11 protein-coding genes are annotated in these 9,590 nt (G+C 70.9%); 3 read left to right on the top strand and 8 right to left on the bottom strand.

Annotated features, from left to right (window positions below; genetic code table 11):
- Positions 1-210: 210 nt before the first annotated feature.
- Together msrQ and msrP are read right to left on the bottom strand one after the other, a co-directional pair.
- On the bottom strand, positions 211-831 hold the full coding sequence (gene msrQ, locus V7050_RS13955; RefSeq protein WP_324370207.1) for a protein-methionine-sulfoxide reductase heme-binding subunit MsrQ: 621 nt from the start codon (positions 829-831) through the stop codon (positions 211-213).
- Positions 832-842: 11 nt separating this feature from the next.
- Positions 843-1,772 (bottom strand): protein-methionine-sulfoxide reductase catalytic subunit MsrP, encoded by a 930-nt coding sequence (gene msrP, locus V7050_RS13950; RefSeq protein WP_324370205.1) that lies wholly within the window; start codon positions 1,770-1,772, stop codon positions 843-845.
- Positions 1,773-2,090: 318 nt separating this feature from the next.
- Between msrP and V7050_RS13945 the strand changes: the two genes are divergently transcribed.
- Together V7050_RS13945 and V7050_RS13940 are read left to right on the top strand one after the other, a co-directional pair.
- Positions 2,091-2,603 (top strand): fasciclin domain-containing protein, encoded by a 513-nt coding sequence (locus V7050_RS13945; RefSeq protein WP_324370202.1) that lies wholly within the window; start codon positions 2,091-2,093, stop codon positions 2,601-2,603.
- Between the two features lie 29 nt (positions 2,604-2,632).
- On the top strand, positions 2,633-2,770 hold the full coding sequence (locus V7050_RS13940; protein WP_324374274.1) for a hypothetical protein: 138 nt from the start codon (positions 2,633-2,635) through the stop codon (positions 2,768-2,770).
- 196 nt (positions 2,771-2,966) lie between these two features.
- Here V7050_RS13940 and V7050_RS13935 read toward each other — a convergent pair whose 3' ends face one another.
- The 5 genes from V7050_RS13935 to V7050_RS13915 form a co-directional block, all read right to left on the bottom strand.
- Positions 2,967-3,758 (bottom strand): DUF1194 domain-containing protein, encoded by a 792-nt coding sequence (locus tag V7050_RS13935; RefSeq protein WP_324374276.1) that lies wholly within the window; start codon positions 3,756-3,758, stop codon positions 2,967-2,969.
- Positions 3,759-3,826: 68 nt separating this feature from the next.
- Complete coding sequence (locus V7050_RS13930; protein WP_324374279.1) at positions 3,827-4,522, bottom strand: EI24 domain-containing protein; 696 nt, start codon at positions 4,520-4,522, stop codon at positions 3,827-3,829.
- Positions 4,519-5,082: a nitroreductase family protein gene (locus V7050_RS13925; RefSeq protein ID WP_324374281.1), complete on the bottom strand. Its 564-nt coding sequence runs from the start codon at positions 5,080-5,082 to the stop codon at positions 4,519-4,521. Before V7050_RS13925 ends, V7050_RS13930 begins: the two co-directional genes overlap by 4 nt.
- Before the next feature lie 70 nt (positions 5,083-5,152).
- A complete protein-coding gene (locus tag V7050_RS13920) occupies positions 5,153-5,866 on the bottom strand; it encodes a fused DSP-PTPase phosphatase/NAD kinase-like protein (RefSeq protein ID WP_324370582.1) in 714 nt (237 codons plus the stop codon).
- Positions 5,867-5,874: 8 nt separating this feature from the next.
- Positions 5,875-6,585 carry a GNAT family N-acetyltransferase gene (locus tag V7050_RS13915; RefSeq protein WP_324370584.1) on the bottom strand — a complete coding sequence of 237 codons (711 nt, stop codon included), beginning with the start codon at positions 6,583-6,585 and terminating at the stop codon, positions 5,875-5,877.
- 109 nt (positions 6,586-6,694) lie between these two features.
- Here V7050_RS13915 and V7050_RS13910 point away from each other — a divergent pair, with 109 nt between their 5' ends.
- On the top strand, positions 6,695-7,330 hold the full coding sequence (locus V7050_RS13910; protein ID WP_324370586.1) for an MT-A70 family methyltransferase: 636 nt from the start codon (positions 6,695-6,697) through the stop codon (positions 7,328-7,330).
- Between the two features lie 314 nt (positions 7,331-7,644).
- Here V7050_RS13910 and aspS read toward each other — a convergent pair whose 3' ends face one another.
- Complete coding sequence (gene aspS, locus V7050_RS13905; RefSeq protein ID WP_324367300.1) at positions 7,645-9,471, bottom strand: aspartate--tRNA ligase; 1,827 nt, start codon at positions 9,469-9,471, stop codon at positions 7,645-7,647.
- Between the last annotated feature and the right edge of the window lie 119 nt (positions 9,472-9,590).

Below are 9,590 nucleotides of genomic sequence, written 5' to 3'. Positions count from 1 at the left end.
ACCAAACCGCCCGCATATCCCTTCATCTCAATCAATCACGTCAAAGAGCGCCAGAGAAACGACAGCACATCGCGCCTAACTTGAGCGCAACCCGCTGCCCGTGCCTCCGAAACCCCGCGCTCCGGCCTTGCCGTCCGCGGTGAGCCGTTTCTTTACCGGAGGCCATCGGCAGCGCGCAAGCGAAAAAACGCGCTTCGTGACAGATTTCTTTCAGCCGAGCGCCGGGCGCCGGGCCCTGCGCCGCCGGCCGCGCAGCGCGCGCCATCCGAGCAGCGCCGCGACCCCGGCGGCATAGAGCAGCGGCTCGAGTGGCCAGGCCTTGACCAGCCAGACGAAATGGATCGCCGCCAGGGCCGTCGCGGGATAGGCCAGCCGGTGCAGGCGCCGCCAGGCCACCGGCCCCATGCGCCGCAGCGCCGCGTCGCGCGAGGTCCAGGCCAGCGGCACCAGCATCAGGAAGGCCGCCATGCCGAGGATGATATAGGGCCGCTTGGTGAGATCCGCGACGATGCGCGGCCAGTCGAACTGCCGGTCGAGCCCCAGCCAGACCGCCAGATGCAGGCAGGCGTAGGAAAACGCCATGAGCCCGAGCATGCGGCGGAACCGCAGCAAGTTGATGCCGGCGATCTCGCGCAGGGGCGTCACGCAGAGCGCCGCGATCAGGAACTGCAGCGCGATCAGCCCGTATTCGTGCTCGAGCGCCTTGACCGGATCGGCCCCGAGGCGGCCCTGCAGGCCGTTCCAGAAATACCAGGCCGCCGGCAGCGCGCCCAGCCAGTAGAAGGGCCAGACCGGCAGACGGCGCAAAGCCGCATTCAGCCAATCGCGCATGCGCCGCATCCCTAGTGGAACTTCCTCAGGTCCATGCCGGCATAGAGCCCGGCCACCTCGTCGGCATAGCCGTTGAACATCTCGGTGTCGCGCTGCGGCGAGAGCAGGCTGCCGCCGATCACCCGCTCGGTGGCCTGGCTCCAGCGCGGATGGTCGACCTCCGGATTCACGTTGGAATAGAAGCCGTATTCCCGCGGGTTCTGGATGTTCCAGGTGGTCGGCGGCTGTTTGTCGGTCAGGGTGATGCGCACGATCGACTTGATCGACTTGTAGCCGTATTTCCACGGCACCACGAGCCGGATCGGCGCGCCGTTCTGGTTCGGCAGGGCCTCGCCATAGAGCCCGGTGGCGAGGATGGTCAGGGGATGCATCGCCTCGTCGAGCCTGAGCCCCTCCACATAGGGCCAGTCGAGCACCTGGAAGATCCCGCTCTGCCCCGGCATCTCCTCGGGCCGCACCAGCGTCTCGAAGGCGACGTATCTCGCGCCCGGGGCGGGCTCGGCACGCTTCAGCACGCCTCCCAGCGGCACGCCCAGCCAGGGGATCACCATCGACCAGCCCTCGACGCAGCGCAGCCGGTAGATGCGCTCCTCCACCGTCCGCGGCCCGACCAGGTCCTCGAACGCATAGGTGCCCGGCCGGGCGACCATGCCGTCGATCACCACCGACCAGGGCGAGGTGGTCAGCCGGCCCGCATGCTTCGCGGGATCGGATTTGCCGGTGCCGAATTCGTAGAAATTGTTGTAGGTCGTGACATATTCATAGGCGGTCGGCGGCGCGTCGGTGGAATAGCGCGCCGCCGAGGCCCGGCGGGCGGTCGCGGGCAGGAGTCCCGCCGCCGCGAGTCCGGCCGCCCCCCGCATCAGGCTGCGCCGGTCGAGCCAGGCCGATTTCGGGGTGATCTCGGATTCGCCGAACTTCGGCTTCTCGCGCACATGCATCGCTGTCTCCCGGCGCTGGTGATCCTTCGCGGCACCTCTCGGGCCACGCCCTCCCTTCGTCGGAAATAGGCTGCTCGCGACATGCAGCCGATCACGATCGCGTTTGTCCCGCGGCGGGACAAGGGGGCTCGGGCGGGCGTGACCTTACGATTTCCCGGATTGCAGCTTGGACCGGCCGCCGGGCTTGTCAAGCCGGTGCCGCGGTTCGCGTCATTGATGCCCCGTGCCCGCCGGGCTAGCCTTGCCCGGCCTGTCCCATGCCGACCGGGCGCCGGGACCATGGCCTGCCATCGCGACTTCCGGACGGGGGATACCATCATGAACCGCAGAAACCTCGGGGCGATCCTGCTGGCCGGCGTCGCGGCGATCGCGCTTTCGGCCTGTGCGCGCGCGCCGCAGAACCCGAGCATCCGCGAGGTGGTCGATTCCAATGCCGCCTTCACCACGCTGGCGCGCGCCCTGACCGCCGCCGGGGCCCCGTCGCTCGACGATGCCGGCCCCGTCACCGTCTTCGCGCCGCGCAACTCCGCCTTCGACGCGCTGCCCGAGGGCGCGCTCGACAGGCTGATGCAGCCGCAGAACCGCGGCGAACTGACCCGGCTGCTGCAGCTGCACGTGGTCCCCGGAACCTATGCCACCGCGGATCTCAGCGGCCGCACCACGACGCTCACCACCCTGAGCGGGCTCGACATCGTCGTCGACGGCTTCGACGGCGTGAGGGTGGGCGGCGCCGACGTGGTCCAGCCCGACGTGATGGCGAGCAATGGCATCATCCAGGTGACCGACGGCGTGATCATGCCCCAGGGCCTCGTGCCCGGCGAAGCGCCATAGCCCGCCGGCAGCCGGCCGGGGATGCGCCCGTGATCGGCCCGACCGACATCGCCGCCGCCCATGCGCGCATCGCGCCGCCTGTGCGGCGGACGCCGGTGCCGGAGCTCGAGGCGGGAGCCCCCGGCCTGGGACATCCGCTCGCCCCAAGCTCGACCTGCTGCAGGTGACCGGCAGCTTCAAGGCCCGCGGCACCCTCGACGCCCTGCCCGCGCGCTAATGCCCCGGTCTCGGCACGCTGCCGGTCTCGGTGGGCGGCGACGGGCGAGCGGGTCGCCGTGCTCGCCTGCGGCGGCAAGGCCGCCCCCCGGCTGCTTCCTCGCCCGGGGGGGGCCGGGGTCCCGTTCCGGGCGGCCCGCGGGGCCGTCACCGCAGGAGGCCGGGAAAGATGCGGTCGATCCGCTCCTGCCGGATCCGCTCGCCGACGAGGCAGTCGACCGGCTCCGCCCCGGCCGCAGGCAGGATTCGCGCCGGCGGCATATGGCCGCCGATCTCGAGGATGAGCTTGCGCCGGATCGCCGGGGCCAGCTCCTCGCCGCTGCGCGCCGCGAGCAGAAAGGCGCCGAAGCCGCCGATGACGCAATCCGCGTAATAGCGGTCGATGTCGCGGAAGCTCGCCGAGGGCGCGACGAGCACCGGCAGGCCATTGACCACGATCCCCTCCGCCACCACCCGGTCGCGCGCCTCCGTCACCGGCGGCCCGAGATTGTTGGGACCGTCGCCCGAGACGTCGATGGCGCGCCGGTCCGTGGCGAAGGGACCGCGGTCGATCAGCCGCCGGGCGAAGTCCAGCGCCCGCGAGATCGAGGTGCCGAGGCTCGAGCGCACCGGCAGCGCCTCGATCGCCGCGGCGAAACCCGCCGCCGCCTCGGGGCCGTCGATCAGGGCCCAGGGCAGAATGGAGTCACGATGCACCTGCCCGCCCCATTCGAAATAGGCGAGCGCGATCCGCCCCTCCGGCCCGGCCCGCACCGCTCGCAGCAGGTCGGCGTGCCGAAGCGCGCGGGCATAACCGCCGCGCTGGATGGCCAGTTCCACCCCGTCCACCGAAGCCGAGGCATCCACCGCCAGCACGATCGCCGCATCGACCGCCGTCGCCGCCGCGGCATTGCCCGGCGCTCCTGCGGCCAGGAGCGCCAGCACGCGCAGGATCCGCATCTCCGCCTCCCCGCGCGCAAGCATACACCGAAACCGCCGGCCCCGCCAAACCGCCGCGGCCGGCAGCCTCAGGGCGCCGGGGCCAGCCGGTGGAACTGATGCGTGAAGACCGCCACGCCGAGGATCGGCACGAGCAGGTTCAGGACCGGCACGCTCAGGGGCACTGCCATGGCGGTGCCCGCCAGCCAGATCCGCCCGGCATTGGCCCGCCGCAGCCGCGCCGCCCCCTCCGGCCCGAGCCGCCGCATGGCGACCAGCTGGAAATACTCCCGCCCCAGCAGGAAGCCGTTGATCAGCCAGAAGACGAAGGGTGCCACCGGCGGCAGCAGGAGATAGACCACGAGCGCCGCGAGATTGACCGCCACCACCAGCGCGAAGAACCGCAGGGCGTCGCCGATCTGCGCCGACAGCCCCGGCCCGGCGGCCGGCGCGAGGCCCGGGTAATGCTCGGCCTCCACCGCATCGGCCACCTCCTCGAGGAAGAAGCCCACCACCGCCGCGGCCGTGGGCACCATCAGCACCACCGAGAGCACGAGCATGAGCCCGAGCGCCGCGAGGGAGGCAAGATCGTCGAGAAAGCGCACCGGCCCGATCCAGGGCAGCGCGACGCTCTCGGGCAGGATCCAGCCGAGCCCCGTCATCACCGCCCAGAAGACCAGCGCGAGCCCGGCCACCGTGATCGCCAGCGCCTTGAGCAGCACGCCCAGGAAGCGCGGATCGCGCAGCTGCGCGACCGCCCGGCCGAAATCCGCGATCAGGCTCATGCGCCGAGCCAGCGCACCCGCGATTCGGGCTCCGGCCGCGGCCGCTCGGGCGGCGACGCGTCGCAATGGCCGATATAGACGAAGCCGGCGATCCATTCCTCGGGACCGAGCCCCAGCGCCGCCTCCACGAGCCCGCGGTCATAGGCCGGCCAGCCCGTCAGCCAGCTCGCCCCCCAGCCCTCGGCCAGCGCCGCGTTCACGAGGCTCAGCGCCGCCGCCCCCGCCGAGAGGGTCTGCTCGATGACCGGGATCTTCTCGCTCGGCTGCGGCGAGGCCACCACCGCCACCGCCATGGGCGCCTGCTCGAAGGCGAGCGCGCCCTTGTCGGCGTCCTGCCCGGTCTCGGCCGCCCGCGCCCGGATCCGCGCGGCGAAGCCCGCCAGCGCCGCGCCCTCCAGGACCAGGAAGCGCCAGGGCGCGAGCTTGCCGTGGTCCGGCACCCGCATCGCCGCCGTCAGCATGCGCATCAGCGCCGCGCGCTCCGGCGCCGGCCCGTGCAGGAGCTTCGCCGGGCAGGACCGCCGCGTCAGCAGGAACTCGGTGACTTCGGGACGGCGCATCGGCGGGGCTCCTCTTGGCGGACCCGCGCGACATGTTCGCCCCCCGCCCCGCCGTCAAGCCCCGGCCCGCCTATTCCCGCCCGAGCAGCCGGTCGGCGACGAAATTCGCGACCCGCCCGCCGCGAAAGGCGGCACTCAGCGCCTCGGGGTCGTACTCCGCCGCGATCCAGTCGCGGAACGACTGCGGGCGCGCCGCATCCGCTGCGGCATAGGCGTCGAGCATGAAGCGCAACACGCCCGTGCGCGCGCCTTCGAGATGCAGGTAGCGCCAGGAAAGCTGCTCGCGCGCCTCGGCCACCGGCGTCTCGGTCCGGAGCAGAAGATAGAGCGCCGAGGCGAAGCCCGCCCGGTCCGCACCCGACTTGCAATGCATCAGGAACGGCCGCTCGATCGCGGCGAAGATCGCGTCGAGCGCCATCACCTCCGCCGCGCTCGGCAGGTCGCGCGAGGTCATCTTGAGATCGATCAGCGTGATCCCCGCCGCGCGGCAGGCCTCACGCTCCAGCAGGTAGGAGCCGTATTGCGTCGCCCCGCGCAGGTTCAGGATCGAGCGGAACCCGCGCGCGGCCAGCCGTCGCACCATGGCCGGATCGGGCTGGTTGCCGCGCCAGACCCCGGGCGCCACCTCGTGCATGTTCCGCCAGGCCATGCGGATCAGCCCGTGGTCGAAGACCAGCATGTCGATATGGGCGTTGCGCCGACCACGCGGCGTCTCCATCGCGTCGATCCAGCCGTCCTTCCAGCGGCGCTGCCAGGCCTTCCAGGGCCCCTTGCGCTTCTTCACGCGCCCGTTCACGCGCCCGGCCCGGGATCGGACGAGACCCGGCAGGGCGCCGTCAGCGCGCCCAGCCGCCGCTTCTGCCGCCCCTCCGCGTCGAAATTCGCCGGCGCGAGCCATGCCTCCCAGGCGGGCCTCAGGCAGGCCCAGTCGCCGTCGGTCATGGCGAACCAGGCGGTGTCGCGGTTGCGTCCCTTGACCACCATGTGCTGGCGGAAGACGCCCTCGAAGGAAAACCCGAAGCGCTGCGCCGCCCGCCGGCTCGGCCCGTTCGCCGCGTCGCATTTCCACTCGAAGCGCCGGTAGCCGAGGCCGAAGACCTCCCGGGCGAAGAGAAAGACCATCTCCGAGGCCGCCCGCGTGCGCTGCATCGCGCGGGAGAGACAGATATGGCCGACCTCGATCGAGCCCGCCTCCGGGCTGATGCGCATCAGGCTCGCCACCCCGCCGGCAAGCCCGCTCGCCCGGTCGAGGAGCGCGAAGAACATCGGATCCTCCCGGCCCGCGACCTGCTCCAGCCATGCGCCATAGACGGCTGCGTCGGCGAAGGGCCCGTAGGGCAGCCAGGTCCAGATCGCGTCATCCGCCCGGTTGGCGGCATCGAGCGCGGCCCCGTGCCCGGCCGCCAGCGGCTCCAGCCGTACGTAGCGGCCCTCCAGCGCCCGCGCCGCGGGACGCGGCGGCGGCACCCAGCCCGACAGATCGCCCGACGGATCCTCCCTCATGGCCCCTTCTGGCACGTCCCCGGCCCGACCGGCAATCGCGATCTCTCCCACCGGCCGCAGGGGCCGCTTTCGATTGCATCGCAGGAGGTAATGACCCAATATCTTGGGGATGGACACGAGTGCCGCACAAGACCTCTCCAAAGCCCTCGAAGGCGCCCGCTTCGGCAGCCTGCTCGCGGATCCGCCCTGGCGCTTCGCCAACCGCACCGGCAAGGTGGCGCCCGAGCACCGACGCCTCTCGCGCTACGGAACCCTGACCCTCGACGAGATCTGCGCCCTGCCCGTCGCCGAGCACATGCAGGCGCCCGCGCATTGCTACCTCTGGGTGCCGAACGCGCTCCTGCCCGACGGCCTCGCGGTGCTCGCCGCCTGGGGCTTCGCCTACAAGGCCAATATCGTCTGGCACAAGATCCGCAAGGACGGCGGCTCGGACGGCCGCGGCGTCGGCTTCTATTTCCGCAACGTCACCGAGCTCCTGCTCTTCGGCACCCGCGGCGGCAACGCGCGCACCCTCGCGCCGGGCCGCCGCCAGGTGAACCTGCTCGCAAGCCGCAAGCGCGAGCATTCCCGCAAGCCCGACGAGCAATACGACCTCATCGAGAGCTGCTCCCGGGGCCCCTATCTCGAACTCTTCGGCCGCGGGTTGCGCGACGGCTGGACCGTCTGGGGCAACCAGGCCAGCGCCGACTACCGGCCCGACTGGGACACCTACGCCCACAATTCCGGCTCCGTCGCGGCGGAATAGCGGCCCGGCGATCGTCCCGTTGCCCGGTTCGGGAACTGCACCCGGCATTCCACGACAAAGCGCTGCTCCCTTGCCGCAAGACAGCGCCGACCCGCGCGGAGGGCAGCGGCCGGCCGAGGGGGAGGTCGCGAAGCGGCCCCGTCTTGCCGCAGGCACGCCTCCGGGGTGACGGGGTGTGCTGGCAGACGCCCGGGTGAAACGGTGAAGACATCCCGTCCGATGTCTCGTTAAGAAAGCGTTACCTCGCTTCCATTATCCATTCGAGTTCAAAGGCTTGCCTGAACGGGCACGCGTGCCCGCTTCGCGCCCCGCCGTCAGGTCTTCGCCACCACCCGCAGCCCCAGCTCCCGGAGCTGCTCGTTCGTCGGCTCCGACGGCGCGCCCATCATCAGGTCCTCGGCCCGCTGGTTCATCGGGAACATGATGACCTCGCGGATGTTCTCGGCGCCCGCCAGCAGCATCACGATCCGGTCGATGCCCGGCGCGATCCCGGCATGGGGCGGCGCGCCGTAGCGGAAGGCCGAGAGCATGCCGCCGAAATGCGCGTCCACGTAATGCCGGTCGTAGCCGACGATCCGGAAGGCCTCGTACATGATCTCCGGGCGATGGTTCCGCACCGCGCCCGAGGAGAGCTCGACCCCGTTGCAGACGATATCGTACTGATATCCCAGCACCTCCAGCGGGTCCTGCGCCCCCAGCGCCTCGAGCCCGCCCTGGGGCATCGAGAAGGGGTTGTGGCTGAAGTCGAGCCGGCCCGTTTCCGGATCGCGCTCGTACATCGGAAAATCGACGATCCAGGCGAAGTCGAAGCGATCCTCCACCGTCAGCCCCAGCTCGCGCCCGATCACGTTGCGCGCCCTGCCCGCGACCGGCTGGAAGTCCGAAGGCGCGCCGCCGAGGAAGAAGGCCGCGTCTCCCTCGCCCAGCCCCAGCTGCACCCGGATCGCCTCGGTGCGCTCCGGGCCAAGCGCCTTTGCGATTGGTCCTGCGGCCTCTACCTCCGAGTCTTCGACTTCCAACGCACCTTCTTTGGAAATTCGTTTGATCTCTCCGCCGGCTGGTCGCCAGAAAATGTACCCCATCCCCGGCAGGCCCTCGCCTTGCGCGAAGGCGTTCATCCGGTCGCAGAACTTGCGGCTGCCGCCCCCCGGCGCCGGGATGGCGCGGATCTCGTTGCCCTCCACCTCCAGGAGGCTCGCGAAGATCTTGAAGCCCGAGCCGGCGAAATGCTCGCTCACCACCTGCATCTCGATCGGGTTGCGCAGGTCGGGCTTGTCAGTGCCGTATTTCCGCATCGCGTCGCGATAGGCGATGCGCGGGAATTCCGCCGTCACCGGCCGCCCGCCGCCGAATTCCTCGAAGATGCCGCGCATCACCGGCTCGATGACGCCGAAGACATCCTCCTGGGTGGCGAAGCTCATCTCCATGTCGAGCTGGTAGAACTCGCCAGGGCTCCGGTCGGCGCGCGGATCCTCGTCGCGGAAGCAGGGCGCGATCTGGAAGTAGCGGTCGAACCCCGCCACCATGATCAGCTGCTTGAACTGCTGCGGCGCCTGGGGCAGCGCATAGACCTTGCCCGGATGCAGCCGGCTCGGCACCAGGAAGTCCCGCGCGCCCTCCGGGCTCGAGGCGGTCAGGATCGGCGTCTGGAACTCGGTGAAGCCCTGCGCCTCCATGCGGGCGCGCAGCGACCGGATCACCCTGCTGCGCAGCATGATATTGGCATGCAGCCCCTCGCGGCGCAGGTCGAGAAAGCGGTACTTGAGCCGCGTCTCCTCCGGGTAGTCCACCTCGCCGAAGACCGGCAGCGGCAGCTCCTCGGCCGCCCCGAGCACCTCGAGCGCCTCGATGAAGACCTCGATCTCGCCGGTGGGGATCTTGGGGTTCACCAGCTCCGGGTCGCGCGCCTTGACCACGCCGTCGATGCGGATCACCCATTCGGCCCGGACCTTCTCGACCTCGGCGAAGGCCGGGCTGTCGCTGTCGGCAAGCACCTGGGTGATGCCGTAATGGTCGCGCAGGTCGATGAAGAGCACGCCGCCATGGTCGCGCCTGCGATGCACCCAGCCCGAGAGGCGCACCCTGCTGCCCACATCCGCGCGCGTCAGCCCGGCACAGGTATGGCTCCGGTAGGCATGCATGGTCGCGTTCTCCGAAAGGCTTGCCGGCGGGCCGCGCCGGATTGCGCGCCGGGATACAGGCAAGCGTGCGGCCTGCGCAACCCCGCCCGCCGGCGGCGCCGTGGTGACCACATTTCGAG

The sequence above is a fragment of the Amaricoccus sp. genome (genome assembly GCF_036846665.1).
In the GTDB taxonomy this organism is placed as follows: Bacteria; Pseudomonadota; Alphaproteobacteria; order Rhodobacterales; family Rhodobacteraceae; genus Amaricoccus.
The sequence above is the reverse complement of the archived record's forward strand: the minus strand, read 5'-3'. Positions and strand labels throughout refer to the sequence as shown.

What these genes read in the sequence shown, in the direction of transcription:
- V7050_RS13935 (WP_324374276.1), bottom strand. Translation starts at nt 3,758, where the DNA reads ATGCGGATCCTGCGCGTGCTGGCGCTCCTGGCCGCAGGAGCGCCGGGC.
- V7050_RS13930 (WP_324374279.1), bottom strand. Translation starts at nt 4,522, where the DNA reads ATGAGCCTGATCGCGGATTTCGGCCGGGCGGTCGCGCAGCTGCGCGAT.
- aspS (WP_324367300.1), bottom strand. Translation starts at nt 9,471, where the DNA reads ATGCATGCCTACCGGAGCCATACCTGTGCCGGGCTGACGCGCGCGGAT.
- V7050_RS13925 (WP_324374281.1), bottom strand. Translation starts at nt 5,082, where the DNA reads ATGCGCCGTCCCGAAGTCACCGAGTTCCTGCTGACGCGGCGGTCCTGC.
- V7050_RS13945 (WP_324370202.1), top strand. Translation starts at nt 2,091, where the DNA reads ATGAACCGCAGAAACCTCGGGGCGATCCTGCTGGCCGGCGTCGCGGCG.
- msrP (WP_324370205.1), bottom strand. Translation starts at nt 1,772, where the DNA reads ATGCATGTGCGCGAGAAGCCGAAGTTCGGCGAATCCGAGATCACCCCG.
- V7050_RS13910 (WP_324370586.1), top strand. Translation starts at nt 6,695, where the DNA reads ATGGACACGAGTGCCGCACAAGACCTCTCCAAAGCCCTCGAAGGCGCC.
- V7050_RS13915 (WP_324370584.1), bottom strand. Translation starts at nt 6,585, where the DNA reads ATGAGGGAGGATCCGTCGGGCGATCTGTCGGGCTGGGTGCCGCCGCCG.
- msrQ (WP_324370207.1), bottom strand. Translation starts at nt 831, where the DNA reads ATGCGCGATTGGCTGAATGCGGCTTTGCGCCGTCTGCCGGTCTGGCCC.